The following is a 25070-nucleotide window of genomic DNA, read 5'->3' as shown; positions in this document are numbered from 1 at the left end:
GGCGGTCACCACCTCGCTCCTCGTGCTCCTGGCGATCGCGGTCCTGCTCATTTGCGGCCTCGCGATCGGCTGAGCACGGCGCAGGATCAATCGGCGGGCTCGTAGCGCAGCGTCCCTGCGCGGCGCGTCAGCTGGCCGGTGTCGTTCGTGTGGTTGACGCCGTCCATCACGGGTACGGCAGGGAAATCGAACGGGCTGATGCCCTCCAGGCAGGCCACGTTGACCGCGTAGAGCGTGCTGTCCGAGCGCCGCTGATGGTGCGTATAGATCCCGCAGCGGGAACAGAAGAAGTGCTCTGCCGTGCCGGTATGGAACCGGTAGCTCGTCAGCACCTCCGCGCCCTGCCGGATCCGGATCCCGCCCGCCTCCGCCATCGCCACGACGGCGCCGCGCATGCGGCAGTACGAGCAGGTGCAGCGCCGGATCGACCGGAAGCCGTCGCTGAGCGCCACGTCGAACCGCACCGCGCCGCAATGGCACCGGCCGGCATGCAAGTCCGTCTCGGCGTCCATGTCGCCCAAACCCCGTCCTCTGCCCCCGGACCGAGCGTATCGCCGTGGTGGGGACCGGACAATTCAGAGATTCGCACGCGTTGCGTGAGGTGGACTCACGTGTGGGTTCGGGTCGGCTCGTGGCCGAACTGGATCGCCCGCGCGATCTCCGCGCGCCGCGCGACGTAACCGGGGGCCGCCATCGGGTAATCGTTCGGCAGGCCGTAGCGCGCGCGGTACCGCTCGGGCGTCAGGCCGTGGGCTTTGAGGTGGCGTTTCAGTGTTTTGTAGGAGCGGCCATCGATGAAGCTGATCAGACCGTCCCGCTGGACCGAGTCGCGGATCTCGGCTGGCGTCGGCTGCACAGGCGCCGGCAGGCTATCGGCCGGTGGCACGAGTGCCATCAGCGCTGCGTGCACGCCGGTCAGGATCTCCGGCAGGCCGGTCGGCGCGACGGCATTGCGCGAGAGATACGCCGCGACGACGCGCACCGCGAACTCATTTATCGCGTGCCGAAAATCGGGTGGGGACGGATTTACATCCTGCCGATTCATCATGAGCTCCCGCGGAAACGCATACAAATAAGAAATACTCATACATTCTGCGGAGTCAACGTGGGGAGGTGGCCGGTGGGTTCCGGATTGCGCGCGACACCGGTCGGCGCGCCGCGGGGCCGGCCGCTTTCTCTCGATCGAGCTTCGTGATCCAATACAATCTTCGTGCAGTGCGAAGTCTCTTCAGGGAGCGGATCCCCTGTCCTCGCATCGACAGGCCGGAGTGCCGGCCGCGGCCTGGTCTCGGCCATGGGCCCCGCCTCGCGCCTTCGCGGGCGCGGGACGCACTGGCCTGTGGGCCGCGCCGTTGCTCGTGCTTCTGCTCGCGCCGTCCGCCGTCCGCGGGCAGGACACGCTCGGGCTGATCGCCCCGGACGCACCCGAATTCGGCGCGCCGTTCGAGACGGGGATGCGCGCCAGGGTCGCCGCTGAATTCCCGGATGCGCTCCTCGTCCGGTTCCGGAAGATCAGGCCGATGCCGGGCGAGACCGGCCACGACATCGCGTTCTGCGGCCAGGTCAGCGCGACGCCGCCAGAACAGGCGGCACCGAGCTTCCACCTGTTCCTCTACGGCCGTACCGCCGAAACCGAGACCGTTCAGATCCTCGGATCCGAATCCCTCAACGGCTACCGCGTCGGCCGCAAGCTGATCGGTGCCCTGCGCCGTATCGGTTGTTTATAGAACGCTCTCCGCCGTAGTGGACGCCGGGTCGGCGCAGGAGAGCGCGTTACAGCGAGAGCTGAGAGCTTCACGCTGGAACCGGCTGGCGTGAAGCAGGCGGCAAGACTGTAACGCGACGACACGGCCAGCTATTCCCGGTCGGAGCGGGCGATGTCATGATCTCGGAAACAGACAAGATCCGGGAGAACGACATGGCGCGCCGCCCATCGGCTGGGAGATACCTGATCGCGGTGGGCGCCTTGGTCATCACGGGCGCAGCCGCGGCTCAGGAGCTCAAGCGGACCGAGCTCGGTCGTCAGCCGGTCTCGAGTGACGAGAGCCGCGAGATCGTCATGCAACTGGTCGAGATCCCGCCGGGGGCGACCTCGCGCCGGCATTTTCACAACGGCGAGGAAGCCTACTACGTGCTGGAGGGTGGCCTCGCGCAGGTACAGGGACAGGCGCCGAAGGAGCGGCCGGCCGGCGAGCGCGGCATCAACCGGCGCGGCGTTCCCCATGCCGGCTACACGGTGGTCGGCGACAGGACCGTGAAGATCCTGTCGGTTTACGTCGTCGACAAGGGCAAGCCCCTCCAGGAGGCCGCTGAGTGAGCCCCTGCCCGATCGGTGACGAGAATGTGGCAGAAGCTTGACTATTGCCGTCGAATCAGTTTTAAACTTGATTGTTGCGTCATGGATACACCCCAAAGGGCTTTGGAGGTTCTGATGTGCGCGCGGAAGACCTTCTATATTTTCGCCAAGTCCTCCGATGGCCAGCTTTTCTGTGCCGTCCGTCAGGATCAGCCGATCCCCCGGATGATCGACGGCGTGCAGTGGCGTTACGTGACCTGCATCGACACCGCACGCGACCGACCGTTCGGCTTCGATGTAGATGACGCTCATAAAGCCATGCGGAACGGCGGCGTATACTTCTACAAGCGCGAGTTCGTCTTTTCCCAGCCCCGGACGCTGCTTCAGGCCGCCTGAACGTCGGCCCTCCGCCGGCTGCCGCATGGACGCCTTCCGCATCGGTGTGCTGGAAAAACGCCGCATCGCGGGCGGGCTGGGTGAACTGATCGGGGGCCTCGTTGCTTGGCACGCGGTGGGATCGGGAGATCCAGACCCTGGCCGCGGGAGGACGGACGTGTCGTTCAGGATGGGGCTGGCCGGCTTGGCGCTGGCGATGATGGGTGCGGCCCCGGCTTGGGCCTGGGGCGTTCCCGGCTGCACCAATCTGCCCGAATACAATCGCGCCCTCGGGGCGCTGCAGGGGATGACGAGCGCCTGCGACATGAGCGTCGAGGAGGCCCGTCGGGTGATCGCGGCCCATGACGGGGTTGCCGCACCGCCGCCCGCCGCGGCGCCGATAATCGCGCCGCCGCCCCGAGCCCATCGCCGACCTCATCGGAGGGGTCGGCACCCGCGTTCGACCCGGCGATGAGCGCACGTGGAGGGTTGCGCGCTCACCGCCTTGGTTCCAGCGCCCCTTGCACGGCGTCATCACCCTGGCCTCGGCCACGCTTTCCGGGGCGGCGACGCTGGCTTACTCTCCCGCACAGGCTGCGAGTTCACAAATCGCAGTCCGGATCTGACGCGGCTCAGCCCGATCCAGAACCGGCAGTCGCTGCGGGTGGGTGCGCGTAGCCGATGGTCCATATCCCTCAGATGAAGCTTGGCTCCGGCTCCTCCGTCGGCTCGAAGGCCTCCCGGATAGCGTCCGGGTCGACGGCGTCGAGCGTGGCCGGTTGCCAAGCGGGCCGGTTGTCCTTCTCGACCAGCACCGCGCGCACGCCCTCGTAGAAATCGTGCCCCCGCATGATGCGCGTCACCAGTCGGTACTCCGTCCGGATGGCCGCGATCACGTCCAGATCGGGCCCGCGCCGCATCTGCTCGAAGGCAAGGCAGAGGCTGGTCGGCGACCGGCTGCGGAGGGTGCGGGCCGTCTCGGTGGCGAAATCCGACTGCGCGACCGCGTCGAGCCGCGCCAGGATGGCCGGGACGCTCTCCGCCGAGAAGCACGCATCGATGAGGGCCGCCTCTTGGGTCACCGGCCCGGTCGGCGGCGGAGGCGCGGCGTGGGCGGCCAGGGCCGGCTCGATCGGGCCACCTTCCGCCAACGCGTCGAGGATCGCCGGGAAATCGGCGGCGCGCGCCGCATGGGTCGCCAGCCCGAGCGGGAGGGCGTCGCCCGCGCCGATCTTCGATCCGGTCAGCGCCAAGTAGGTGCCGCTGCGACCCGCCAGACGCGGCAGGATTGCGGTGGTGCCGACATCCGGAACGAAGCCGATCCCGACCTCCGGCATCGCGAAGGCGTAGGATTCGGACGCCACCCGGTACGGCCCGTGCACAGAGATGCCGACGCCGCCGCCCATGACGATGCCGTCGATCAGCGCGACGATCGGTTTGGGGTAGAGGGCCATCGCGGCGACGAGTTCGTACTCGCCGCGCCAGATCTCAAACATCGCCTCCGTCTGTCCGGCCTTGGCGGCTTCGTATATGCGCCGGACATCGCCGCCCGCGCAGAAGGCCCGTCCGCCGCTGCCCTGCACCACCACCCGCGTTACGCGGTCGTCGGCGGCCCAGTCCCGGAGCTGAGCCTGCATCGCCCGGATCATGCCGAGCGTCAGCGCGTTCAGGGCCTTGGGCCGGCTGAGCGTGACGAGGCCGAGGGGGCCGCGCACCTCGAACACCACCTCGTTGGTCGACTGTGCGGTCATCGTCGGACGCATCCACCCCCTGTGAGCTTCGGTTTATGGGGCGGCTGAATAGGCGTGCATCCAGATGGCCGCAACGATGGGGCGGAATCGGGGACAATCGCCCCCGACCGTCGCCGATCCCGCGCTCGAGCCCCGTGGCGACAGCATCGACAGCCTGTCTCGGGATGATAAGCGTCGCGGCCAGCACGGACATCCGGTCGGCATAGGACAGACACGATGCTCTACATGGTCCACATGCAGGTCGACATCCCCGCCACCCTGCCGAAGGCGGAAGCGGACCGTCTGAAAGCCGAGGAGAAGGCGTTCTCGCAGAAACTTCAGCAGGACGGCACGTGGCGGCACCTGTGGCGGATCGCCGGGCAATACGCGAATTACAGCGTCTTCGATGTCGACGGGAACGACGCACTGCACGACATCCTGACGGCGCTGCCGCTCTACCCGTACATGACGATCCACGTCACGCCGCTGGCCCAGCATCCCTCCGCCATCGCGGCCAACTGACAGGTCGAACCATGCCCTTCATCATCGAGACCTTCGACAAGCCGGGCAGCCTCGAGATCCGCAGGGCGCATCGCGCCGAGCATCTGGCTTATCTCGACCGGATCAAGAAAAGCCTCCTGGCCTGCGGCGCCAAGCTGAACGACGACGGCAGCGATGCGGGCGGCGGCCTCTATGTCGTCGATGTCGAGACCCGCGCGGAGGCCGAGGCGCTGATCCAGGCGGATCCGTTCCACACGGCGGGCCTGTTCGACCGCGTCGCGATCAAGCGCTGGCGCAAGGCCTATCTCGACGGCAGAAGCTATCTCTGAGGGAGGGGCGCATATGGCTTTCGCCGAACTCGATGACGTGCGGCTGCACTACAGGGCGGATGGCGATCCCGCGAACCCCACGCTCGTGCTGTCCAACTCGCTGGGCGCGGCGCTGGACATGTGGGCGCCGCAGATCGAACCCTTGGCGCGCCATGTCCACCTGATCCGCTACGACACGCGCGGCCACGGTCAGTCGGAGGTCACGCCCGGACCCTACACGATCGCCCAACTCGGCCGGGACGTGGTCGGCCTCTTGGATCGCCTCGGCCTGGAGCGGGTGCATTTCGCCGGCGTGTCGATGGGTGGCCTGACCGGGCAGTGGCTCGCCCTGAACCATCCGGAGCGGCTGGCGCGCCTCGCCCTGTGCAACACGGCCGCGTATATCGGGCCGCCGGAGAACTGGACCAGCCGGGCCGAGAAGGTCCGCGCGGACGGCGTCGGCAGCATCGCCGATGCCGTGGCGTCGCGCTGGCTGACGGCGGACTATGCGGTTGCCCAACCCGAGCTGGCGGCCAGCCTGCGGCGAATGCTGGCTGCCACGGCGCCGGAGGGCTACGCGGCGGCCTGCCTCGCGGTGCGCGACGCCGATTTCCGCGGCGCGCTTCCGCGGATCACCGCGCCGACGCTGGTGATCGCCGGGACGCACGACCTCGCGACGCCGCCGGCGGAAGGCCGCTTCCTGGCGGACCACATCCCTGGCGCGCAGTACCGTGAGCTCAGCGGCGCCCATTTGACGAATCTCGAGGATGTCCAGCGCTTCAACGAGGCCGTGCTGACGCTCTTCGGCGAAACGCGCGCGTCGTAGAGCCGGCGAAAACTCGGCCGGCCGCGGGCCGGAACGGCCCGCGGCCTCAAGAAAACAAAGGCCGATCAACAAATGGGGAGGAAATCCATGTCCGATCGGATCTCGGGGCGGACGCTCGCCCGACATGGGGTCGTGGCCTTCGCCGCGGCCTGCCTCGCCGCCGCACCGGCCCGCGCACAATACGCCGATGGCGGCATCAAGATCGGTGTGCTGACCGACATGTCGGGCGGCTATTCGGACCTCGCCGGGCGCGGCTCGGTGACGGCCGCGCAACTCGCCGTGGAGGACTTTGGCCGGCCGATCAACGGCCGCAAGGTCGAGCTGATCTTCGCCGACCATCAGAACAAGGCCGATATCGCCTCCGCGATCGCCCGCCGCTGGTTCGACACCGAGGGCGTCGACGCGATCTTCGACACCAACTCCTCGGTGGCGGGCTTGGCCGTCCGTGAAGTCGCGCGCGCCAAGGGCAAGATCGACATCAATTCCGGCGCCGGCTCGATGGCGCTGACCAACGCCGCCTGCTCGCCGACCGGCGCCCACTGGACCTGGGACACCTATTCGCTGGCGGCCGGCACCGCCACGGCCCTGGCGGACGACCCCAAGAACACGTGGTTCTTCATCACCGCCGATTATACGTTCGGGCACGATCTGGAGAAGCAGGTCACCCGCGTCGTGAAGGCGAAGGGCGGCCAGGTGCTCGGCTCGGTCAAGCACCCGTTCCCGAATCCGGATTTCTCGTCCTACCTGCTGCAGGCTCAAGGGTCGGGCGCCAAGATCATCGGCATGGCCAATGCGGGCGCCGACACGATCAACACGATCAAGCAGGCGAGCGAGTTCGGCATCCCGCAGGGCGGCCAGACGCTCGGCGGGCTCAACATTTTCCTGACCGACATCCACTCCGTCGGTCTCAAGGACGCCCAGGGGATGATCCTGACAACCGGTTTCTACTGGGACCTGGACGACCAGACCCGGGCCTTCGCCCGACGCTTCGGCGAGCGGATGGGCGGACGGATGCCCACCATGGTGCAGGCCGGCGATTACTCGGCCGTGCTCCACTTCCTCAAGGCCACCGAGGCCGCCGGGACGGATAACGGGCTGAAAGTCATGGCCAAGATGCGCGAACTGCCGATTCAGGACTTTTTCGCCCATAACGCCAGCCTGCGCGTCGACGGCCGGATGGTCCACGACATGTACTTGGCGCAGGTCAAGACGCCCGCGGACTCCAAGGGGCCGTGGGATTTCTACAAGATCCTGAAGACCATCCCGGGCGAGCAGGCGTTCCAGCCCCTGTCGGAGAGCACCTGCAGCCTCGTGAAGAAGTGAGGCCGGACCCTACACGTCGTCGGGCGCCGCTTCAGTCCGGGCCTGCGCCCAGGCGCAGTCGCGCTCGGCCTGCCGGGCACGTTGCTCCGCCGCATAGGCGTCCTGATCCGGCTGCGCCTGCCGGCTCTGGCGCTTGGCCCGGGCGGCCGCACGCTTGCGCCATTCCTCGGTCTCGGCCTTCTGGCGCAGCAATTCCTCGACCGTGATGGGTTTCACCGGCTCCTTCGGCTGAGCCCAGGCGTAGGCGCGCCGGGGCGGCGGCCGGGGCGCGGATTCTGTCCGCGCGGGACGGGCCGCGCGCATCGCCTCGGCGAGGGTCAGGCCGGCGCTCGCAGCGATACGCGCGGCGGCAGCCTGCGCGGCCGCGCGCTCGCCCATGGTCGCGCCCTGTGCGGCGAGCGCGAGGCACTTCTCGAACCTGTCTCGGTCGGCGGGTGTCATCGGGCGCGTATAGCGCCCGGACGGCCCGCCGTCCCGCTGGTTCTCAATCCGGCTTGGCGCTCGCCACCGTGCCGGTGAAGCTGTAGCTGCCGAGCTTCTCGCCGACCACTTGGACCGCGCCGTCCGTCAGGGTGTTCAGCCGGCGCGAGCGGATCGTCATCATGCCCGCCAGGCCCGCGAACTTGCCGGTGCCGCCGATCCACTGGCCCGTCCCCTCGTTCACCGCCGCGAGCGGCTGGAGCGGGTAGTCCCACTTCTCGAACACGTGGTCGCCATCGGCATCGACGTAGTCGCAATAGCCGTGGTTCTCCACGGTCTTGGCGCCGTTGTCGATCGTCGGCGCGGAGGTGCAGCGCCCGGCCATGTTGTGCAGGAGCTTGCCGCCGGATTCGTTGACCGCGGTCATCATGGCGATCGAGGCGGAGGCCACGCGGTTCTCGCCGATGGTGACGGGCTTCGGCGCTGCCAGCACCGTCGACGTGTAGGTGATCCGGAAATCACCCTGCCGCGGCATGTCGTCGGCGCCGGCCGTGGTGGAGCCGAGGAGCAGCAGGCCGAATGCCGCCGCCGAACATGTCGCGGGTGATGCGAACGCAATTTCTTTGCCCATCATGACGACCTCCCAGTCTGGCGCATGCGAGACGGGTCGGCTTCGGTCCGAGTGTTCATCTCAGGCCGGCCGAATCGTTGGCGCCGAGCAAATATTGTTCTCAGTGCGATCTTCATTCAAGCGTACCTCTAAGATATTGTATTCGATCGGCGGTCTCGTGCATGACACGATCGCGTTATTGTAGGTGACGCCGAAGCGATCAGCGCCAACGACTGCTGTTTATGATCTCTTGAGATACTTGATCATCCATTCGATGCAAAATATCGACCGTGCTCGAAATCACGAATGTTGTTCATAAGTATAAACTGGAATTTTGCATCGGCAGACTCTCGTGCGAATAAAGATAAGACTCCCAGTCCTGAAGCGGAAAATCCGAAACCTTCATCGAACAATCACGGACGACTTGACTGCAAGTTGCGCGATCAGGCGTCGTCACAAATCTGAGGCGCCTGGCCGGGTCGGAGCGACTCGGCAGAGGGCAGCCCACCCAGGCGCGCCGTCCTCACCGCGCGCCCGCGTCCACCAGGGCCGTTCAGCGGAAGCCCGGCGCCGAGCTGGTGGACGTCATCGACGACGCCTGGAACGGCATTGGGCTCGTCACCGCGCAGCTGGCTGCGTGAGCCGGCGCGCGACGGATGGGAGCCTCACAAGTCGGCGCAGGCCTTGCCGCCCGGCCGTGTCTCCCGCGCACCTGCGCCGCCGTCCGGGTCGCTCAGGACGACGAGGATCCGTCCCAGCAGCACCCGCGAATGTCGTGCGATCCGGGTCTCGCTGTGGTCGACCGTTGGGCACGGGCTCGCGTCGTAGGCCGCGCGCAACTCGGCGAGCTGGCGCATCCGCAGTTCGGGATCGATGGGAGCCATGACCCGTCCTCCCGGCCGGCTTTGGTCCGCGGTACGCCCCCGCGAACAAGCCTTCGACCATCCCGAGTCGGGGAGTTGGAAAACCGTGTCTGAACGGTCCCTACGACCTTTAGCGCCGGAACGCCTGGACATACGTCGCAGGCTCCCCGACCGTTTGGTCAAGGTGCGGGTGCCGTTCTGGTCGGCACCAACCATCAGACAGGGGGTTCCACGCCCCAGGCCCGCGCGTACGGGCCCGCCGGACTTATAGTCGGTTCTAGGAACGGAATCCAGTTCGCCGCGCTGCACTTTGCTCGAGGATGTGGAAAGCCGCGTCGATCAGGATCGCCAGCGCCGAAACGACGAGGCCGCCTTGCAGGACATAGGCGGTGTTGCCCGTGAGCAGGCCCGAGATGATGACCTCGCCCAGCGTGCTGGCCGCTACCGTCGAGCCGATCGTTGCGGTCGCGAGGCCGATGACGGCCGACAGCCGGATCCCGGCCAGGATCATTGGCAGCGCGAGCGGCAGTTCCACTTGGACGAGCCGCTGGCTGTCGGTCAGCCCCATGCCGCGCGCCGCCTCCATCAGCGCCGGATCGAGGCCTTCGAGGCCAGTGAGCGTGGTCTCGAAGATCGGCAGCAGCCCGTACAGCACGAGGGCGACGAGGGTCGGCAGCGGCCCGAACCCGAAGATCGGCACGGCTAAGGCCAGCACCGCCACCGGCGGGAATGTCTGGCCGAGATTGGCCACCGCCCGGGCGAAGGGCAGGACGTCGCGTCCCGCCGGACGGGTCGCCGCGACCGCGAAGCCGATCGCCAGCACGCTCGCCGTCAGGGTTGCGGCGGCGACCAGCAGGAGGTGGTTGATAGTGAGCGCAAGCAGCGGGGTCTGTGCGTAGATCGGCGCGGTGTCGCCGGGGGCGAAAGGGCGCAACAGGCCCGCGAAGCTCTGCGGCGCGAGCAGGAAGGTGCCGAGCAGGGCGAGCAGCGCGAGATGCGCTAGATATCCCGCACGGCTCACGGGCGGGCGCCCTGCGCCTCGAGCGCGGCGCGCGTCACCCGGCCGAGCAGCACGCCGTCTCGGCTGACAGGCAGGGCCGGGCGCTGCGACCACAGGCTCTCAGCCAGCGCCGCGCGCACCGAGGTGCCCGCCGGGATCGGCGTGCCCGGCGCCGCCCCGGGCTCCACGAGATCGTCCACGACGCGCAGCGCCATGAGCTGGAAGGCCCGGTCGCCGCCGCCGAGGAGGGCGCCGACGAACGCGGTGGCCGGCGCACCGATCAGCGCCGCCGGATCGGCCTCCTGCACGAGGCGGCCCCGGTCCATCACGGCGATCCGGTCGCCGAGCCGCAGCGCCTCGTCCATGTCGTGGGTCACCAGCACGATGGTGGTGCCGGTGCGCCGCTGGATCGCCCGCAGATCCGCCTGAGCCTGGCGGCGGATGATCGGATCGAGGGCGCCGAAGGGCTCGTCCATCAGCAGGATCGGCGGCTCGGCGGCCAGCGCCCGGGCGACCCCGATCCGCTGCTGCTCGCCGCCCGACAGCGCCGCCGGGAGCCGGTCCCGGTAGGCGGCCGGATCGAGGTTGAACAGGCCGAGCAGCGCGTCGACCCGCGCGTCGATCCGCCGACGGTCCCAGCCCAGCAGCCGCGGCACCACCGCGATGTTCTCCGCCACCGTCCGATGGGGGAACAGGCCGTGGCCCTGGATCGCGTAGCCGATCCCCCGGCGCAGGACATGCGGGGCGACCGCCCGGATGTCCCGGCCCGCGATCCGGACCGTGCCGGCGCTCGGCTCGACGAGGCGGTTGATCATCCGCAGCAGGGTCGTCTTACCGGAGCCCGAGGTGCCCACGACCGTCAGCACCGCGCCCGCCTCGACCCGCAGGCTGACGTCGGACACGACCGCCCGCTCCCCGAAGACGCGGCTGATCCCGGCGAGTTCGATCATCGGATCAGGCATCACGGGTGCCGTTCCGCCACCCGGCCGCGGCTCACTGCGATGGCGGCATCGAACAGCACGGCGGCGCTGCTCGCCAGGGCGACGGTCGGCAGCGCCCCGAGCAGGACGAGGTCGCCCGCGTTCTGGCTGATGCCCTGGAAGACGAACACGCCGAGCCCGCCGCCGCCCACGAGGCCCGCGATCACCGCAAGGCCGATGTTCTGGACCAGCACGATGCGGATCCCGGTGAGGAGACTCGGGAGCGCCAGCGGCAGCTCTACCTGGAGGAGGCGCTGGCGGCCGGTCATCCCGACGCCGCGTGCCGCGTCGCGCACCGGTGCAGGCACGGCGTCGAGCCCCGCGACGGTGGCGGCCGCGACAGGCAGGAGCGCGTAGGCCCACAGGGCCACGACGGCCGGGGCGGGGCCGATCCCCGCGATCCCGGATTCCGCGGCCCCGGGGATCGTCCGGCCGATCCAGGCCAGCGGCGCGATCAGCATCCCGAACAGCGCCAGGGAGGGGATGGTCTGGACCACGTTGAGAATCGCGAGCAGCGCCCGCCACAGGGCCGGCTTCGGACGTGCCAGGATCGCGGCCGGGATCCCGACCAGGGCGGCCGCCGCCACCGACGCGAGGGCAAGGCCGAGATGGGTCCGGACCTCCCGGCCGAACGTATCCGCGTGACCGGCATATTCCCGCATCACCGAGAGGTTGTCCCAGAACCCGGACCGGAGGGCGAGCCCCGCCAGGATCGCAACGGTCGCCAGCGCCGTGACCCGCATCCCGGGGCCGGGCCGCAGGCGCGCCAGCCCGTCGCCGGTGGCGAGGCCGGCGGCGCCGAAGGCCAGCCACCAGCCGGCCTCCGGCGAGACCCGGCTGTAGCGGTCGCCGGGCGGCGTCAGGTGATCGGCCGCCCATCCGGCCGTGAGGCCGAGGAGCAGCAACGCGGCTGCGCCCGCGGCAAGCCGCAGGAACGGGGGGATCCGCAGGGCCAGCAGCGGCGCGGCGAGCCCGGAGCCGCAAAGCAGTGCGAGCGCCGGACCGGCCGGCAGCGCCGACCATGCCATCAGCGCGGTGCCTTCGGCGATCCGGTTCGGCCGCACGACCATCAGCGGCAGCACGACGAGGCCCAGAGTCAGCAGGGTCGCGAGGGTCGCGCCCAGGGGATCGAGGCCGGAGACGATCCGGCCGCTCGGGCGGGCATCGGCATGCGTCCCGGGTGCAGGGAATTGGCCCATCCGGAGGCTCCGCGCGCGGCCGCAGGAGCGTGGCTGCGCGTCGCCTGGACTTAGCGCGCTCTGCGCCGAAGTGGACACCGGTTCGGCGCAGAGCGCGCGCCGGCCTTAATGCACGAACCCCGCCGCCTTCAGGAAATCCGCCGCTACCGTGGAGGCGGGTTCGCCGCCGATCTGAACCCGTCCGTTGAGGTCGCGCAGCGTGGCGAGGTCGAGCTGGCGGAAGATCGGATCGAGCACCGTCGCGATCTCAGGACGCGCCCTGAGGACGGCTCCGCGGACCACGGGTGCCGGCTGGTAGACCGGTTGGACGCCGCGGTCATCCGCCATCACCATGAGGCGGGCGGCGGCGAGACTGCCATCGGTCCCGAACACCATGGCGGCGTTGGTTCCGGAGGTACCCCGCGCCGCCGCCGCGATCGTGGCGGCGGTGTCTCCGCCGGCGAGGATGACGAGCTGGTCCGGCCTGAAGCCGAAGCCGTAGGCCCGGCCGAAGGCCGGGAGCGCGGCGGGCGCGGAGACGAATTCCGACGAGGCCGCGAGCTTGATCGAGCCGCCACCGGCCACGTAGCGGCCGAAATCGCTCATCGTCTCGAGGGCATTGGCCTTGGCGATGTCGTCGCGCACCGCGATCGCCCAGGTGTTGTTGGCCGAGGCGGGCGCCAGCCAAACGAGGTCGTTGGCCGCGCGGTCGAGGCGCCGGGCGGTCTCGTAGGCGGCCTGTGCGTCCTTCCAGACCGGGAGATCCTGCCGTCCGAAGAAGAACGCCGCGTTGCCGGTGTATTCCGGGTAGATGTCGATCTGGCCCTCCAGCAGGGCCTGGCGCACGATCGATGTCGACCCGAGTTGGGTCTTGTCCACCGTCGAAATGCCCTTGGCCCCGAGCGCCTGCAGGATGATGGCGCCGAGAACCCCGCCCTCCGTGTCGAGCTTGGAGCTGACCACGACGGGCGCCGCCTGCGCGGCCGACAGGCCGATCAGCAACCCGACAAGTCCGGCCAGGATCCGCTTGCCCATCGATCCGGGTTCTCCTGTCCGCGCCGCCGCTCAGGATCGGCGCCGGGCCGGATCACGGTATACGACCCCGTGGCAGAATCATCGGGCGATCCTGTTCACCTGCTCATTCCGAGTCGACCGCGTCGCCGCCGCGGCGGCGATGACGCTGTTGCTGACCCTGCTTCAGGCATCGGAGCCGGATCGCGCTGCGGGGCCGTATCGGTCGGCCTGAGGCACGCTGGTTCGCAAAGACTCCATCAAGTCTCCGAAATCCAGTTAAGACTACTTAACCTTGACATGAACTTACAATGAACCCAAGCGATCCAGGCGGTATATGCACGTATAGGTTGTTCCTGGTGGAGCCGAGTCTGACACATGTCGTATTCGATCTTCGTCCGTGATCTTGCCCATGACGACGGGCGTACACCGCAGCTCCTGGCCTATGACATCCAAGACCGCTCCCTGGCAGCCTCCCTCGTGTCGGTGATCGCAACCTCGTACCGGGATCACGGGTTCAACCCGGCCACGCGGGTGCATTGGTTCCGTGCCGCGGGCACCGTGCACGAGATTTACACCTGGCCGCAGGCCTGAACGGGCCTTACGTGCCGCAGAAGGTCCGGTAGCCGACCCCGCCGCCCTCCGGCGCCTGCGCGTAGCGGGCGTGCTCCGGCTGGTCGGCGTAGGGCCGTGCCAGCACCGCCAACAAGGTTTCGAAGGGCGCGAAATCGTTTCGCTCCACGGCGGCCGCGATCATCGCCTCGACCTGATGGTTGCGAGGGATGAAGGCCGGATTCGCCGTCCGCATCGCGGCGGCTATCTCGGCCGGGGCGCGGGTTTCCTCGGCGAGGCGCGCCCGCCAGCGAACCGCCCACCCGTCGTACGCGGTCGGGTCGACGAACAGGTCGCGCACGGATCCGTCGCCCTCAACGGCTCCGCACAGGGTCCGGAAGGTCAGGGTGAAGTCGGCTTGGTTCTCGCCCATCCGTGTCAGGAGGTCGCCCGCCAGCGCGGGGTCGCCGTCCCGGACCGCGCCGAGCCCGAGCTTTCGATTGAGGCCGCCGTGATAGGCGTCTTCGAAAGCAGGTGCGTTGCCGGAGAGCGCCGCTTCGGCCTCACGGACCGCCTGCTCTTCGTCATCGGCGAGCAAGGGCAGCAGGGTTTCGGCGAACCGGGTCAGGTTCCAAAGCGCGATGCGCGGCTGCTGGCCGTAGGCGTAGCGTCCGTTCTGATCGATCGAACTGAACACCGTGCCGGGATCGTAGGCGTCGAGGAAGGCGCAGGGGCCGTAGTCGATCGTCTCGCCGGCCACCGCCATGTTGTCGGTGTTCATCACCCCGTGGACGAAGCCCACGAGCAGCCATCGCGCCACCAGCCCTGCCTGGGCGGCGATGACCGCGTCGAGCAGCGCCCGGTAGCGATTTTCCGCCTCCGCCGCCTCGGGATAGTGCCGGGCCACGACATGGTCGGCCAGGGCCCGCAGGGCCTCGACGTCACCCCGGACCGCGAAGAACTGGAAGGTGCCGACCCGGATGTGGCTCGCTGCGACCCGCGTGAGCACGGCCCCGGGCAGCAGGGTCTCGCGCACCACGGGCTCGCCGGTGGCGACGGCGGCGAGCGCCCGGGTGGTCGGAATGCCCAGCGCCGCCATCGCCTCGCTGACGAGGTACTCGCGCAGCACCGGTCCGAGGGCCGCCCGGCCGTCCCCGCGCCGGGAGAACGGGGTCGGGCCGGAGCCCTTGAGCTGGATGTCGCGGCGGATGCCGGTCCGGTCGATCACTTCGCCGAGCAGGACCGCGCGCCCGTCGCCGAGTTGCGGCACGAACTGGCCGAACTGGTGCCCGGCATAGGCCGCCGCGATCGGATCGGCACCCTCCGGAACCGTGTTCCCCGCCAGCGCCGCAACCCCGTCCGGACCTGCGAGCCAGTCGGCGTCGAGCCCAAGTTCCCCCGCCAAGGCCCGATTTAGGTGGATCAGGCGCGGAGCCTCCACGGGGGTCGCGGGGCGGCGCGCGTAGAAGCGCTCGGGCAGGCGGGTGTAGCTGTTGTCGAAGGGAAGTGCCATCATCGGGGGCTTCTATGGAGCGGCGTTGGCGTGGGCAAGCGGGGCGGGTTTCGGCCGGGACCGTGCAGGCGCGGTTCCGGTCCGCGTCTTCGAGAGAGACCAGAACTCCTCCGCCGCGGCGCCCGGGACGATCGCCAGCTGTCCGGCTGGGCGCGCCTCGTCCACTGGGTCTCGGGCATAGTCTGTCGGACCTCCACTGTCGGACTAATCCACCGGCGGTGGGATAGTTCGCGGCTCAACGCGCTCAGGCATCGGCACGGCTGATCGCCCCGGGGACCGGACAGGCCGGGGCGGCGGACGGCGTGCGCCGAAGGACCCGCTCTCGAACCGCCAGGGCCGCGATCGCCAGGGTCGCCCCGGCCAGCACGTCCGGCAGGTAGTGACCGCCCGCGCCCAGCGTCGCCACGATCACGACTGCGTTGAGGAGGATCGCGAGCGGGCCAAGGACGGGCAAGGGTGCCAGCGCCCAGGCGGTCAGGAGCGCGAGGCACACGTGGAAGGACGGGAAGGTCGCCAGCCCCCGCAGGTCGCCGAGCGCCAGCGTGTCGAGCGTGCCCGCCCGCAGCCGTGCCACCGGCTCCAGATGCCAGAGCGCGCCGATCGTCTCCAGATGGTCCGACGGAACAACGCGCGGCGCGTAATGGGCGTAAGGGCCCAGCGCCGGCAACAGGGCGGCGAGGACGATCACGCACAGCAGTGTGACTGAGAACAGCCGGATGTAGGCCCAGAGCCGTCCGAGCCGGCGGGTCGCGCTCAACGCGATGACCACGACGCCGACCTGCGGCCCGCTGGAATGATAGGCGAGCGCCAGCCACCACGACAGGGTGGGATGGCGCGCCAGGAAGGCCACGTAAGCCGTCCAGTCGAAACCGAGCCGTGCCTCGAACCCAGCCAGCGCGTCGTCAATGAAGGGCAGCCCCAGGCCCGCGACAAGGAAGTGCAGAACCGCCACCGGTATGGTGAAGGTGATCAGAAATGCGCTCGCGAGCGCCATGCCTCGCAGGGGCGGATCCGATTTCACGGTCGCGAAGCAGGCCGCCGCGACCAGCAGGACTACCACGATGGCGGCAGCCACGACGAAGCCGGTCGGCGCGGCCGTCATGCCGGCCGCCCGCATCCAGACGGCGTCGATCCCGATAAGCGCGAGGCTCAGCGCCCAGAGTCGGGGATCGGGGGCGGCGATTCCCGTGGCGAACCGGCGAAGCCCACGCGACCAAGAACGGCACGTACCCGCAACGTGAGCGTCGGCCCAGGGTCGGGCTGCCCCGACCTGCTCGTGAGATATCATCCGGCTCTGCTCACCCCGCGGCCAAGGCGTGACCGCACCGGGCAGACGCACGAGGGCCGCAATGGTTCGCCCGCGGACGCAAGGTCCGGCCCTGCCAGTGGGGCCGGGCTCTCTATCGGCCCGTGGTGGGGGGCGTGCCGGCCACCGGCGGCTTGCCGCTGCCGACGGCGCCTTCAGTCGGCGGTACGGTGGCGGGGTTGGTCACGGCCTCCGTCGCCGTCTTGCCCGGATCCCGCGTATCGGCTGCCGGCTTGGTCGCGGTCTCGGCCTTGGGATCCGCCCCGGTCCGATCCTGCGCCCGAGCCGCCGACAGGTCGGTGAGGGTCGTGGCGACGATGAGAAGGGCGAGGATCGATCGATTCAAGGTCTGCTCCGGGCTGCTCGAGGGGCAATGGTCGGCCGCACGCGTCGTTCCGGCCCGGGCGAGCGCAGGAGCGCGTCGCTCGGGACCGCCGGACCGTCGAGGTCAGGCCTACGCGTCGGCCTTCTTGCGACCCCGGGTCGGCTTGGCGGGCTCCGGTGCCGCCGCGACGGTCTCGGCCGAGGCCGCGTTCTTCGCTGCCGGGCCCCGACGCTTGTGACCGAGGCCGGCATTGCGGGCGAACTCGGCGCGCATTGCCGAGTAGGTCGACGCCGTCGTCGGGTAATCGGGCGGCAGGCCATAGCGCTGCCGGTACTGCTCGATCGTCATGCCGTTCCCGGTCAGGTGGCGCTTGAGCGTCTTGTACGGCTTGCCGTCGATGAAGCTGACCAGCGCGTCCGGCGTAATCGACTTCTTGATCTGCGCGGGTGTCGCCTTCTTGAAGTCCGGCTCCGCAGGTGTCGAACCTTGGCCAAGGCTCGACAGCGCAGCATGGACGCCGGACAGAAGCGTCGGCAGGTCGGGCATAGGAACGGAGTTGTTGGCTACATAAGCCGAGACGATATCGGCGGTCAGCTCGACGAAATCGATCGTGTCTTGGTGCGGGGCTGAAATGTTATCTTCCATCGACGCCTCTCTCGCGGGAATGCGCCATGAACGTGGCTTTCTCTGCCATCCGTCAAGGGCTCGTCTGATCGAATATAACCAATCACGGTTGTTATCTACCGGTTGCGCGGCAAATAACAACATGGATCAATCGCGGCGCTCGTTGCCGGAGACGTTCAGTTACAATCCTGCGTAGGCCCCTTTGCGGGCCCTGTGTCGATGCATTCGGGTCGAAGACATCTTCGCGCCTCCCCTTTGCGCTCGGCCTGCGGGCTTACGCTGGGATGCCCTTGCGGGTGACGTGTGAGGTTGAAGGGGCATGAGTCCCACTTCTGTGCAGGGGACCGAATTCATGCAATGTCGGGCAGCCCAACCGCCCACCGAGCGTCCGAGAAGCGCTCTCCCATAAGCGGGGCGCGGGGGAACCCGTGCTTCCGCCTGAAATGTGCGAATATTCAAGCCCGCCAGAGACAGCATGGCTGTCGCGGCTCGAACGCCGCGGCTCACCGCTCCGCCGCCGCCGTCAGGCGTTGGCTGCCGTCCCGTGCGGCGTGGCGATCGCGCCCCGCGTCCCGGACGGGACGACTGCCTGAAGCATCCGCGCGGCGCTCGATCCGTAATCTGCCCGATACGTCCGTTCGAGGGTCATCAGCGCGCGCATCGGCGCCTCAGCCAGATCGAGCAGCCGCGCGTCCCGCCAGCGCAGCTTGGTGAGTCGGCCGCGGCTGAACCAGCGTGGCTTCTCCTCCTCGACGAGCAGGACCAGCTTGCCCGTCCACGTCTTGCGAAACCAGAACCGTCCCGTGAGCTTGGCCGCGTCGAACATGACATCCTCGCGTGCATGAACCTCGTCACGCCCCCGTGAAACAATGCGTGGGTTGCGCGGCGGTTGCCAGTCGGAACCGCCGCGGTGCGCCGAAATTCGCGCCGCCTTCCTCGTGAGGTTGTGCCTCCGCCGTCGAGGCCCGCGGCGCTATCGGTCCGAAAGGCGTGTCGGGCGTCGGGCCGCAACGGCCGCGACCACAAGACCCGTCACCGCGCCGGCCAGCGCGGCACCCGCCTTGATCAGAAAATCGGCGAACCGGCCGTGGCGCGTGCTGGTCAGGGTCTGCGCGGCCTCGAGGCCGCCGGCCATGAGGACGCTGCCGATCAGGATCTGAAGCCGATGCTGCGGGTAGCCCACCATCATCAGCAGGCCGGCAAGCGCGTAGGCGGCGATCCGCTCGATGCTCGGATTATGGGTCACCACCGGCCGGAGGCCGATCGGCACGAGGGTCACGACCACGATGAAGGCCACCAGGATCCAGGCCGCGATCCGCACCAGACGCAGGTGCCGCGTGTCTGATTCAAGCATTGGCGGTCCGTAACCTCGTGCTGACGGCTTGAGGATACACTGTTTTCCGGCCGTTGCCTGTTGCTGAACGGCCGACGAGGATCGGACGGTCTGATCATGCGCCGTATGCTGGCCATCGGGACGCTGCTCGCATTCACACTGATCCCGGTCGCCGACGCGGCCAATCCGGCGCGGGACGTGCTGTGGGTCGCGCTGCAGGGCTGTGTCCTGGCCAAGAAGGCCGCGGGCCGGAGTTTCCCGTGCCTGTCCGTCGATCTCGGCGACGGCGAGCGGCCGGGTTCTGCGGTGCTGCGCGCCCCGGGCGAGCCGACCCACGTCGTCGTGATGCCCACCGACAACGTATCGGGGATCGAGGCCCCCGTGCTCCAAGGGCCGCGCGGCGTCGCATACTGGCAGGCTGCGCTCCGCGCGCGGCACTTCGTGTCGGACGCCCTCCAGGGGCGCTTGCCGGCTGCCGCGGTGGGTTTGGGGGTGAACTCCGTCGATGGACGCAGCCAGGACCAACTCCACATCCACCTCGATTGCATGCATCGCGGCGTCATGGCGGCCCTGAAGGCACATGGCTCTGCCATCGGCGAGAGCTGGGCACCGTTCCCCGTCCTGCTGGATGAGGATCAATACCTCGCCCTGCGGGTACCGGCCGACGCGGTGGAGCACTTCAACCCGTTCGCGGCGCTGGCCCACGTGCCGGGCTGGCAGGGGAAGCTCCACGATGCGAGCTTCGCCGCGGTCGCGGCCGATCCGGACGATCCCGGCGCGGGCATGATCGTCCTTGCTTACAGGATGCCGGAGGCGAGCGCCGAAGCGTTGATGGACCACACCTGCCGGGTCACCCGTACCGGCCGGGGCAGTTGAGCGGCGGCGCCGAACACGCCGCACTGTTGCCGATCCGTTCTATTCAGAGGCTTGGCCTTGGGGCATAGGACGGGCATGCGCATGCCGTTGCCTGAGCGCTATCCGTGGGACTTGATCCGGCGGTGGGAAGCGCGTTGCGACCCAGGTCCGAAAAGGCTTCCGGAGCTGACGCGCCCGGGGGCACTCCTCGGCTTTTGTGCGATCCTGACCCTGGCCACCGTCCCGGTGCGTGCCGGCCCGTCGGCTGAGGCAGTTGATCCGCGCGCCCTGGAACTGGCTTGGCACCGTTGCCTACGCGAAGCGTCCGCGCATCAGCCTTCAGGACAAAGCCGCGCCGGGGACGAGCGCAACGCCCTGGACGAGTGCAAGCCGCGGGAGGACGCCCTGGTGTCCGCGCTCATGGCCAGCCGCCGCCCCGAGGACGGCCGGAGTGGGACAGTCTGGTCACGGACCTGGGCGGCTTTCGTGGAACCGCTGACGGCCTGGATCGGTGGCTTGCGGCGCTGAGCGTCGGGGCATCGCATCAGGATGCCGACCAAACGTGCTTGATGTGGGGACCTCTGCTCAGTTGGGCATGACGGTCGACATGCATCAGCGCCGTTCCGGCCGGGTCTCCGCGGCACCGCACCGCGCCGGACGCGCCGAACCAGCGCGCGGGCCGCTCGTTGGGCCCGCATGACAGAGCAAACCCCCACCTCGCCCCACGACCCGATCGTCGAGGCGCGTCGCCGCGAAATGGCAACCGAGCACCTGCTGTTCGGGACGATCCGCTTCCTCGCCCAGCGCGATCCGGAACTGCTGGACGAACTCGACGGCAGCCTCGAACACCTCTGGGATACCGGCGATAGCGAATCGCGAGACGATGCGGCCGTCCGCAAGATCGCAAGCCGCATCATCAAGAGCCTGCGCGCCGAGCGTTAAGCCGGCGCCGCTCTACCGCTGAGCGTTGTCGTTCAGCCGGATGGTCGGGATCATCGCGACGGCCTTGGCGGTCACACGGTCGAAGACCTCGCCGGTCAGGCCGCGCTCGGTCGCCAGTTTCCTGATCCGCTCTGCGAGCTGGGACAGAGTCAGGCCGTAATAGGTCTTCTCTGTCGTCTGATCGACAGCCTCGTTTGCCACGCGTCAACTCCTGTTCGTGGTGGGTCGGGGAGCGATGATGTGGCCGATGCTGTGCGGCCGTTCAAGTCACTTTGCGCGATGGCTGCCTTGAAACGGCCCGAAGCGGATCGCGCTCCGCTTCGGGCCGTTTCCCCTTCAGCGTGCGCAGCCGATGCAGATGCCGCTGGTGATGGCGTCGTTGCGCTGCTCGTTGGCATTGCGCTGATCGATGCTTCCGGTCTCCTTCGGGTTGAGGGCGCCCGGGTTCGGCACGGTCTGGCCCGTCGCGGCGGTGTGCGGGGCTTTCGCGGCGGTGGTCGGGCCGCCGCCCGTGCCGGTTTCGCTCACCGGATCCGCGAAGGCGGGGACGGCGAAGGCGAGGGAGGCAGTCAGTGCGAGGATCAGCGGCGTACGCATGGGAAGCTCCTGAAACGACAAGCGACGATTTGCGAAATCGACGCTCGCGGACGGCGGAAGTTCCCGCGGACGTCGCCCGACCCGCTGACGGCGCGACGGTCATGGCCTATGACAACCGGAAGGGATCGCGCGCGGACGTGAAGGGGGCGCAGGGATGGGCAACGGCGAGGGCATCCGCGCGCCGAACGGGAAACTCGCGGAGGTCCAGCGTCTGGCGACGGCGCTCGCCGCCCGGGTGCGCTACGCGCAGCTCGTTGGGCGGCCGGTCTACGATGCGCAGATCACCGCTCTGGTCAGCGCCGCGCGCCTGATGGATGCGGAGCACGCAACCTGGCCCCCCATGGTCGAGGAGGTGCTGACCGAACTCGCCAAGTCCCTCGAGAGCGGCGATCCGAGCCCGGAGGAGGGCGACGGCCCTTGAAGGCGTGGCGCCAAGAGCCACCCTTGTTTCCCGGATAAGCGGGACGAAAGGGTGCGCGATGAATCAGGACACGCCGGAGGTCGATCAGACCGCGCGAACGATCGCCGAGAAAGTCTACGCAGCGTATTGGCGGCAGGCGCAGGGCGCGGACCATCCGCAGATCGAGCAGACGGTGCTCGCCCGGTTGGTCGAGGCCATCCAGCCGGAGATCCCGGGCGGCTCGCCCGGCGCGATCATCACGGCAGCCAACACGGTTCTCGACGCCCTGGAACAACGCAGCCCCGAGATCCGCGGGCCTCGGGTGAGCGCTATCAACCGGGCGGACGGCACCGTTGTGATGGGGCCGACCGGCGGCTGATGCCGCGGTATCGGCCCGGGTTCCAGTCGCCTTCCGAGATCTGTGCCCGATCGCGTTGCGATCAAACGCGGCTCTAAGCCTTTGTTGTGACGCGTTTTAGTAGAGTTGGGCCGGGCTCGGCGGGGCCTGATCCGGCCGGTTGCGGGGCTTCAACCAGTAGACGGCGTCCAACAGGACCACCGGCGCCACCGCCAGGGCCGCCGCCAGGGTGCGGCCGCGCTGCGGATTGGCGGGGGTGGCCCGGGCCGCCAGCAGGCCAGCGTCGAGAAGGTCGCCCGCCATGCGCACGCCCAGATGCCGCTCCGGCTGGGCGGATGCCAGGATGGCCGCGCCCGAGGCGATCTCGCGCAGCCCGTAGAGTTGGACGAGGCCTTCGTGCCCCTGCAGCCCCGTCGCCGCGGCGACGCGCCGCGGTGCGAAGGTCTCGGCGAGACCGAGACCGATCCCGAACCAAGCTAGCCCGCGGGCCATTGTCCGATCGTTCATGAGACACCCTGCTCCGCGCGTCCGGTCCATTGGTCCGGGGTCGGCAGCCGGCCATGCCCGGCAAACCAGGCGGTGTCAGCGGTGTTCCGGGGCGGTGCCGGTCAGGAACTTCGGTGTGGGGGGCTGATTGGACAGGTAGGCGCGGAACGCTGCGGAGCACGTCCCGTCGCTGCACATCCGCTCGCCGGACGCGCGATGGAAAGCCGGGCGCCCCATGATCCTGAACCTGCAACCCGCGCAGGTCGCGACGAAGAGCGACGATGCCGAAAGCCAGCTCGTTTTCGCGGATGGTTTCCTCGTGGCGGTGCTGGTCCGTCTCTCGCAGCAGCACGGGGCCGATGCGGGCAAGTGGTTCTTGGAAGCCGGGTTCGGTCCGGTCGACCCGATCTGTCCGCCGACCTTCGCGGATCTCGCCGCCGCGCAGGCCTGGATCCTGCGGCAGCTCGCTACCGACTCCTGAAGCGGGTCGCGGTCCGGCGCGCTCTCAGGTGAACCGTCCGAGCCAGCGCAGGGCGTGGCACAGGCGCGCGGTCGCATCCCCCGCGAACCACAATCCATGTGCGAAGATGACCCGTTCCGGCTTCAGCGCGACGAGTTCCGCAGCCGCCCGTGCGGCCGCCTGTCGACGCAGTTTGACGACGAGGCGCAGATAGGGTGGCGGCTGGCCGTGGGGCGTGGTCATGCGGGCCAGCCGCAGGAACGGCCGCAGCAGCGCCGGCATCTTGGCCGGTTCGAGGTTGAGGACGAGGTCGGTTAGGATCAGGGTCCGGCTCGGCCCGTGGAAGAAGCCGACTTCCCGAAACCGGAGGCCGCCGGGGACAATGGTCTGGCGCAGGTCCGAGGCCCATTCGGACGGCGCCGCATCCTCCAGCACCCGGTCGACCCGAAGGCCGGAGCGCCGGACCTGCCCGCGCTGGCGCAGGTTCGGGGCCGCCCAGGTCAGCGCATCCGGGCAATGGTCCTGCCACGCTTTCAGGTAGGTCCAATGCGCGATGTTCGGCGCGACCAGATGGCGGATCGGCCCCAGCGACGCGATGTCCCGGTGCAGGCGTGGGTCGTAGCGCGTCGGCGAGTGCAGCCAGAGCGCGCCATCGCGAAGTCGGATGATCGTCATCCGGACGGGCAGCGGGATGCCGAGGGCGCGCAGCGGTCCGCTGTCGACGATCCAGACGCCCTCGGCCACCGGCTTGAGTACGTCGAGCGGGGGGTAGGTGGCCTTTGACAAACGGGATCTCCGTTCGAAGGCCGGCGGCCTCGCGCGCCAGGATTGGCTTTACCGGAACGCTGAAGGCCTGCGGAGTTTCCGGGGTGGATCGCCGCAGGGGCAGCGTATCCTGAGAGCCGTGCCCGATCACGTTGCAAACGCGCATGGCTCTAAGCCGTTGTTGTCACCCGCTCTCTTGTGCCGAACAGGTGTCCACGTCGGCTGAGAGCGATCGAGTTACGCCCGCAGGCCGACCGGCGTGGCCGGGCGAGCCGGAAGGGCACGCAGCAGGGCGATCGTCAGGCCGGAAATCGTCAGCAGGTCGCAGGTCAGGCCGAAGACCGAGCCGACCAGGAGGTTGTGCCCGGCCCAGCACAGGGAGGCACCGAGGAAGAACAGGCGCATGGGCTGCGGTGCCGCATGGAGGCGAGCCCCCGTGGCGAGCAGCGTGCCGAGGGCCGCGCAGGCCGAGGGCCAGCCGTTCCAGGTGGCAGCCGTCAGGCAGGCCGCTGCGAGGGTGGTTGCCGCGAACAGGGGCGGCACCCAGACGCTCCGGCCCGGACGGCCGAGGCAGGTCAGCGCGACGAGGCTCTGTAGCACCGAGATGGCGCACATGGCGGTGCCGGTGAGCGCCCCGAGCGTCAGATAGTGGACGCCGAAGGCGGCCGCGCAGGCGGCAGAGGCCAGCAGGATCCGGTCCCGCCGCGGCATGATGCCGGCCGTAAAGCCCAGGCACAGGCCCAGCGATCCGAACAGATCGAGATGGGCCGCGGCCGAGACCGCCCAGATAGACAAGGAATCGACGGCGTTCATCATCAGCGCCCGACCGGCGCGGATGCGCCGTTTCTGTCGGATGCGCTAGATTTTCATGGTGAGCGGATCGTTAATGCCGCCCCATGGCGGGGACACGACAGCGTGAGCGTGGTCTTTCGGTCTCTGTGGGTGTGGATCCGCAGGCGCCTGCTGAGAACACGATCCGCGCTCGCCCCTGGCTGCGGCCTTTCCGGACCCAATGTCGAACCCGCTCGCCCTTCGGCGGGGGAGGGCCGTAGGAACCCGTCTCCTGCGGATTGATGGAAGAGTGATCATGGCAGTGCTGCGGAGGGTCGGCAGGTCCATCCAAGATCACTTCA

35 protein-coding genes are annotated in these 25070 nt (G+C 69.0%); 14 read left to right on the top strand and 21 right to left on the bottom strand.

All coding sequences use genetic code 11. From position 1 onward, the window contains the following. Window positions 1–86: 86 nt before the first annotated feature. Window positions 87–512 (bottom strand): GFA family protein, encoded by a 426-nt coding sequence (locus tag MKK63_RS02555; protein ID WP_243998430.1) that lies wholly within the window; start codon window positions 510–512, stop codon window positions 87–89. 95 nt (window positions 513–607) lie between these two features. Continuing rightward, window positions 608–1045 carry a MucR family transcriptional regulator gene (locus MKK63_RS02550; protein ID WP_279574474.1) on the bottom strand — a complete coding sequence of 146 codons (438 nt, stop codon included), beginning with the start codon at window positions 1043–1045 and terminating at the stop codon, window positions 608–610. Between the two features lie 313 nt (window positions 1046–1358). Here MKK63_RS02550 and MKK63_RS02545 point away from each other — a divergent pair, with 313 nt between their 5' ends. From MKK63_RS02545 to MKK63_RS02530, 4 genes are all read left to right on the top strand, one after another. After that, a complete protein-coding gene (locus MKK63_RS02545) occupies window positions 1359–1727 on the top strand; it encodes a hypothetical protein (protein WP_243998466.1) in 369 nt (122 codons plus the stop codon). 155 nt (window positions 1728–1882) lie between these two features. After that, a complete protein-coding gene (locus MKK63_RS02540; protein WP_243998426.1) occupies window positions 1883–2317 on the top strand; it encodes a cupin domain-containing protein in 435 nt (144 codons plus the stop codon). Between the two features lie 114 nt (window positions 2318–2431). Then, on the top strand, window positions 2432–2692 hold the full coding sequence (locus MKK63_RS02535; RefSeq protein WP_243998424.1) for a hypothetical protein: 261 nt from the start codon (window positions 2432–2434) through the stop codon (window positions 2690–2692). Window positions 2693–2849: 157 nt separating this feature from the next. Next, window positions 2850–3146, top strand: coding sequence for a hypothetical protein (locus MKK63_RS02530; RefSeq protein WP_243998422.1), 297 nt, complete (start codon window positions 2850–2852; stop codon window positions 3144–3146). A gap of 220 nt (window positions 3147–3366) precedes the next feature. On the opposite strand, the gene MKK63_RS02525 is transcribed toward MKK63_RS02530, so the two are convergent. After that, a complete protein-coding gene (locus MKK63_RS02525; RefSeq protein WP_243998421.1) occupies window positions 3367–4422 on the bottom strand; it encodes an enoyl-CoA hydratase/isomerase family protein in 1056 nt (351 codons plus the stop codon). A gap of 216 nt (window positions 4423–4638) precedes the next feature. Between MKK63_RS02525 and catC the strand changes: the two genes are divergently transcribed. From catC to MKK63_RS02505, 4 genes are all read left to right on the top strand, one after another. After that, a complete protein-coding gene (gene catC, locus MKK63_RS02520) occupies window positions 4639–4923 on the top strand; it encodes a muconolactone Delta-isomerase (protein WP_243998419.1) in 285 nt (94 codons plus the stop codon). A gap of 11 nt (window positions 4924–4934) precedes the next feature. Beyond that, the gene (locus tag MKK63_RS02515; RefSeq protein ID WP_243998417.1) at window positions 4935–5231 is read left to right on the top strand and encodes a YciI family protein; all 297 of its coding nucleotides are present in this window, start codon (window positions 4935–4937) and stop codon (window positions 5229–5231) included. A 13-nt stretch (window positions 5232–5244) separates the two neighbouring features. Further along, window positions 5245–6036: a 3-oxoadipate enol-lactonase gene (pcaD, locus tag MKK63_RS02510; RefSeq protein WP_243998415.1), complete on the top strand. Its 792-nt coding sequence runs from the start codon at window positions 5245–5247 to the stop codon at window positions 6034–6036. 87 nt (window positions 6037–6123) lie between these two features. Next, window positions 6124–7359, top strand: a complete 1236-nt coding sequence (locus tag MKK63_RS02505) for an ABC transporter substrate-binding protein (RefSeq protein WP_243998403.1) — start codon at window positions 6124–6126, stop codon at window positions 7357–7359. 9 nt (window positions 7360–7368) lie between these two features. Here the strand turns inward: MKK63_RS02505 and MKK63_RS02500 are convergent, their stop codons facing one another. The 7 genes from MKK63_RS02500 to MKK63_RS02470 form a co-directional block, all read right to left on the bottom strand. Next, complete coding sequence (locus tag MKK63_RS02500; RefSeq protein ID WP_243998401.1) at window positions 7369–7800, bottom strand: hypothetical protein; 432 nt, start codon at window positions 7798–7800, stop codon at window positions 7369–7371. 43 nt (window positions 7801–7843) lie between these two features. Beyond that, window positions 7844–8413 carry a hypothetical protein gene (locus MKK63_RS02495; RefSeq protein WP_243998399.1) on the bottom strand — a complete coding sequence of 190 codons (570 nt, stop codon included), beginning with the start codon at window positions 8411–8413 and terminating at the stop codon, window positions 7844–7846. Between the two features lie 641 nt (window positions 8414–9054). Further along, window positions 9055–9273 carry a hypothetical protein gene (locus tag MKK63_RS02490; protein ID WP_243998397.1) on the bottom strand — a complete coding sequence of 73 codons (219 nt, stop codon included), beginning with the start codon at window positions 9271–9273 and terminating at the stop codon, window positions 9055–9057. A gap of 256 nt (window positions 9274–9529) precedes the next feature. Continuing rightward, window positions 9530–10273 (bottom strand): ABC transporter permease, encoded by a 744-nt coding sequence (locus tag MKK63_RS02485; RefSeq protein WP_243998395.1) that lies wholly within the window; start codon window positions 10271–10273, stop codon window positions 9530–9532. Further along, the gene (locus MKK63_RS02480; protein WP_243998464.1) at window positions 10270–11202 is read right to left on the bottom strand and encodes an ABC transporter ATP-binding protein; all 933 of its coding nucleotides are present in this window, start codon (window positions 11200–11202) and stop codon (window positions 10270–10272) included. The genes MKK63_RS02485 and MKK63_RS02480 overlap by 4 nt, the downstream gene beginning before the upstream one ends. A gap of 11 nt (window positions 11203–11213) precedes the next feature. Beyond that, a complete protein-coding gene (locus MKK63_RS02475) occupies window positions 11214–12431 on the bottom strand; it encodes an ABC transporter permease (RefSeq protein ID WP_243998394.1) in 1218 nt (405 codons plus the stop codon). Between the two features lie 105 nt (window positions 12432–12536). Further along, entirely contained in the window at window positions 12537–13445 is a 909-nt protein-coding gene (locus MKK63_RS02470; RefSeq protein WP_243998392.1) for a glycine betaine ABC transporter substrate-binding protein, read from the bottom strand. 354 nt (window positions 13446–13799) lie between these two features. On the opposite strand from MKK63_RS02470, the gene MKK63_RS02465 reads away from it, so the two are divergent. Further along, complete coding sequence (locus tag MKK63_RS02465; protein WP_243924007.1) at window positions 13800–14015, top strand: hypothetical protein; 216 nt, start codon at window positions 13800–13802, stop codon at window positions 14013–14015. A 7-nt stretch (window positions 14016–14022) separates the two neighbouring features. On the opposite strand, the gene MKK63_RS02460 is transcribed toward MKK63_RS02465, so the two are convergent. The 6 genes from MKK63_RS02460 to MKK63_RS02435 form a co-directional block, all read right to left on the bottom strand. Beyond that, the gene (locus MKK63_RS02460) at window positions 14023–15489 is read right to left on the bottom strand and encodes a protein adenylyltransferase SelO (RefSeq protein WP_243998390.1); all 1467 of its coding nucleotides are present in this window, start codon (window positions 15487–15489) and stop codon (window positions 14023–14025) included. Between the two features lie 241 nt (window positions 15490–15730). Further along, a complete protein-coding gene (locus MKK63_RS02455) occupies window positions 15731–16774 on the bottom strand; it encodes a phosphatase PAP2 family protein (protein ID WP_243998388.1) in 1044 nt (347 codons plus the stop codon). Window positions 16775–16886: 112 nt separating this feature from the next. Continuing rightward, window positions 16887–17138, bottom strand: coding sequence for a hypothetical protein (locus tag MKK63_RS02450; RefSeq protein ID WP_243998386.1), 252 nt, complete (start codon window positions 17136–17138; stop codon window positions 16887–16889). 108 nt (window positions 17139–17246) lie between these two features. Further along, window positions 17247–17762, bottom strand: coding sequence for a MucR family transcriptional regulator (locus MKK63_RS02445; RefSeq protein ID WP_243998384.1), 516 nt, complete (start codon window positions 17760–17762; stop codon window positions 17247–17249). 502 nt (window positions 17763–18264) lie between these two features. Further along, on the bottom strand, window positions 18265–18567 hold the full coding sequence (locus tag MKK63_RS02440) for a hypothetical protein (protein WP_243998382.1): 303 nt from the start codon (window positions 18565–18567) through the stop codon (window positions 18265–18267). A 147-nt stretch (window positions 18568–18714) separates the two neighbouring features. After that, window positions 18715–19095, bottom strand: coding sequence for a hypothetical protein (locus tag MKK63_RS02435; protein ID WP_243998380.1), 381 nt, complete (start codon window positions 19093–19095; stop codon window positions 18715–18717). Window positions 19096–19191: 96 nt separating this feature from the next. Here MKK63_RS02435 and MKK63_RS02430 point away from each other — a divergent pair, with 96 nt between their 5' ends. Further along, window positions 19192–19950, top strand: coding sequence for a CDP-diacylglycerol diphosphatase (locus MKK63_RS02430; RefSeq protein ID WP_243998378.1), 759 nt, complete (start codon window positions 19192–19194; stop codon window positions 19948–19950). Between the two features lie 675 nt (window positions 19951–20625). Continuing rightward, window positions 20626–20871: a hypothetical protein gene (locus MKK63_RS02425; RefSeq protein ID WP_243998376.1), complete on the top strand. Its 246-nt coding sequence runs from the start codon at window positions 20626–20628 to the stop codon at window positions 20869–20871. Window positions 20872–20883: 12 nt separating this feature from the next. On the opposite strand, the gene MKK63_RS02420 is transcribed toward MKK63_RS02425, so the two are convergent. Next, window positions 20884–21072 carry a hypothetical protein gene (locus MKK63_RS02420; protein ID WP_243998374.1) on the bottom strand — a complete coding sequence of 63 codons (189 nt, stop codon included), beginning with the start codon at window positions 21070–21072 and terminating at the stop codon, window positions 20884–20886. A 135-nt stretch (window positions 21073–21207) separates the two neighbouring features. Further along, entirely contained in the window at window positions 21208–21468 is a 261-nt protein-coding gene (locus MKK63_RS02415) for a hypothetical protein (protein ID WP_243998372.1), read from the bottom strand. Window positions 21469–21622: 154 nt separating this feature from the next. Between MKK63_RS02415 and MKK63_RS02410 the strand changes: the two genes are divergently transcribed. Both MKK63_RS02410 and MKK63_RS02405 read left to right on the top strand, forming a co-directional pair. After that, window positions 21623–21889, top strand: a complete 267-nt coding sequence (locus tag MKK63_RS02410; RefSeq protein ID WP_243998370.1) for a hypothetical protein — start codon at window positions 21623–21625, stop codon at window positions 21887–21889. A 58-nt stretch (window positions 21890–21947) separates the two neighbouring features. After that, complete coding sequence (locus tag MKK63_RS02405) at window positions 21948–22247, top strand: hypothetical protein (protein ID WP_243998368.1); 300 nt, start codon at window positions 21948–21950, stop codon at window positions 22245–22247. A 96-nt stretch (window positions 22248–22343) separates the two neighbouring features. Here MKK63_RS02405 and MKK63_RS02400 read toward each other — a convergent pair whose 3' ends face one another. Continuing rightward, window positions 22344–22733: a hypothetical protein gene (locus MKK63_RS02400; protein WP_243998366.1), complete on the bottom strand. Its 390-nt coding sequence runs from the start codon at window positions 22731–22733 to the stop codon at window positions 22344–22346. Window positions 22734–22947: 214 nt separating this feature from the next. On the opposite strand from MKK63_RS02400, the gene MKK63_RS02395 reads away from it, so the two are divergent. Then, on the top strand, window positions 22948–23193 hold the full coding sequence (locus MKK63_RS02395) for a hypothetical protein (protein ID WP_243998365.1): 246 nt from the start codon (window positions 22948–22950) through the stop codon (window positions 23191–23193). Between the two features lie 24 nt (window positions 23194–23217). On the opposite strand, the gene MKK63_RS02390 is transcribed toward MKK63_RS02395, so the two are convergent. Both MKK63_RS02390 and MKK63_RS02385 read right to left on the bottom strand, forming a co-directional pair. Next, window positions 23218–23958: a DUF4336 domain-containing protein gene (locus tag MKK63_RS02390; RefSeq protein WP_243998363.1), complete on the bottom strand. Its 741-nt coding sequence runs from the start codon at window positions 23956–23958 to the stop codon at window positions 23218–23220. A 216-nt stretch (window positions 23959–24174) separates the two neighbouring features. After that, a complete protein-coding gene (locus MKK63_RS02385) occupies window positions 24175–24750 on the bottom strand; it encodes a YgjV family protein (protein ID WP_313901739.1) in 576 nt (191 codons plus the stop codon). Between the last annotated feature and the right edge of the window lie 320 nt (window positions 24751–25070).

It is taken from the genome of Methylobacterium sp. J-088 (assembly GCF_022829295.1).
Taxonomy (GTDB): Bacteria; Pseudomonadota; Alphaproteobacteria; order Rhizobiales; family Beijerinckiaceae; genus Methylobacterium.
Note: the sequence above shows the minus strand (reverse complement) of the source record. Positions and strands in the feature narration are given on the sequence as shown.

Coding starts and splice junctions, on each gene's coding strand:
- MKK63_RS02555 (WP_243998430.1), bottom strand. CDS start 512: ATGGACGCCGAGACGGACTTGCATGCCGGCCGGTGCCATTGCGGCGCG.
- MKK63_RS02550 (WP_279574474.1), bottom strand. CDS start 1,045: ATGAATCGGCAGGATGTAAATCCGTCCCCACCCGATTTTCGGCACGCG.
- MKK63_RS02540 (WP_243998426.1), top strand. CDS start 1,883: ATGATCTCGGAAACAGACAAGATCCGGGAGAACGACATGGCGCGCCGC.
- MKK63_RS02535 (WP_243998424.1), top strand. CDS start 2,432: ATGTGCGCGCGGAAGACCTTCTATATTTTCGCCAAGTCCTCCGATGGC.
- MKK63_RS02525 (WP_243998421.1), bottom strand. CDS start 4,422: ATGACCGCACAGTCGACCAACGAGGTGGTGTTCGAGGTGCGCGGCCCC.
- catC (WP_243998419.1), top strand. CDS start 4,639: ATGCTCTACATGGTCCACATGCAGGTCGACATCCCCGCCACCCTGCCG.
- MKK63_RS02515 (WP_243998417.1), top strand. CDS start 4,935: ATGCCCTTCATCATCGAGACCTTCGACAAGCCGGGCAGCCTCGAGATC.
- pcaD (WP_243998415.1), top strand. CDS start 5,245: ATGGCTTTCGCCGAACTCGATGACGTGCGGCTGCACTACAGGGCGGAT.
- MKK63_RS02505 (WP_243998403.1), top strand. CDS start 6,124: ATGTCCGATCGGATCTCGGGGCGGACGCTCGCCCGACATGGGGTCGTG.
- MKK63_RS02500 (WP_243998401.1), bottom strand. CDS start 7,800: ATGACACCCGCCGACCGAGACAGGTTCGAGAAGTGCCTCGCGCTCGCC.
- MKK63_RS02495 (WP_243998399.1), bottom strand. CDS start 8,413: ATGATGGGCAAAGAAATTGCGTTCGCATCACCCGCGACATGTTCGGCG.
- MKK63_RS02490 (WP_243998397.1), bottom strand. CDS start 9,273: ATGGCTCCCATCGATCCCGAACTGCGGATGCGCCAGCTCGCCGAGTTG.
- MKK63_RS02480 (WP_243998464.1), bottom strand. CDS start 11,202: ATGATCGAACTCGCCGGGATCAGCCGCGTCTTCGGGGAGCGGGCGGTC.
- MKK63_RS02475 (WP_243998394.1), bottom strand. CDS start 12,431: ATGGGCCAATTCCCTGCACCCGGGACGCATGCCGATGCCCGCCCGAGC.
- MKK63_RS02470 (WP_243998392.1), bottom strand. CDS start 13,445: ATGGGCAAGCGGATCCTGGCCGGACTTGTCGGGTTGCTGATCGGCCTG.
- MKK63_RS02465 (WP_243924007.1), top strand. CDS start 13,800: ATGTCGTATTCGATCTTCGTCCGTGATCTTGCCCATGACGACGGGCGT.
- MKK63_RS02460 (WP_243998390.1), bottom strand. CDS start 15,489: ATGATGGCACTTCCCTTCGACAACAGCTACACCCGCCTGCCCGAGCGC.
- MKK63_RS02455 (WP_243998388.1), bottom strand. CDS start 16,774: ATGATATCTCACGAGCAGGTCGGGGCAGCCCGACCCTGGGCCGACGCT.
- MKK63_RS02445 (WP_243998384.1), bottom strand. CDS start 17,762: ATGGAAGATAACATTTCAGCCCCGCACCAAGACACGATCGATTTCGTC.
- MKK63_RS02440 (WP_243998382.1), bottom strand. CDS start 18,567: ATGTTCGACGCGGCCAAGCTCACGGGACGGTTCTGGTTTCGCAAGACG.
- MKK63_RS02435 (WP_243998380.1), bottom strand. CDS start 19,095: ATGCTTGAATCAGACACGCGGCACCTGCGTCTGGTGCGGATCGCGGCC.
- MKK63_RS02430 (WP_243998378.1), top strand. CDS start 19,192: ATGCGCCGTATGCTGGCCATCGGGACGCTGCTCGCATTCACACTGATC.
- MKK63_RS02425 (WP_243998376.1), top strand. CDS start 20,626: ATGACAGAGCAAACCCCCACCTCGCCCCACGACCCGATCGTCGAGGCG.
- MKK63_RS02415 (WP_243998372.1), bottom strand. CDS start 21,468: ATGCGTACGCCGCTGATCCTCGCACTGACTGCCTCCCTCGCCTTCGCC.
- MKK63_RS02410 (WP_243998370.1), top strand. CDS start 21,623: ATGGGCAACGGCGAGGGCATCCGCGCGCCGAACGGGAAACTCGCGGAG.
- MKK63_RS02405 (WP_243998368.1), top strand. CDS start 21,948: ATGAATCAGGACACGCCGGAGGTCGATCAGACCGCGCGAACGATCGCC.
- MKK63_RS02400 (WP_243998366.1), bottom strand. CDS start 22,733: ATGAACGATCGGACAATGGCCCGCGGGCTAGCTTGGTTCGGGATCGGT.
- MKK63_RS02395 (WP_243998365.1), top strand. CDS start 22,948: ATGATCCTGAACCTGCAACCCGCGCAGGTCGCGACGAAGAGCGACGAT.
- MKK63_RS02385 (WP_313901739.1), bottom strand. CDS start 24,750: ATGAACGCCGTCGATTCCTTGTCTATCTGGGCGGTCTCGGCCGCGGCC.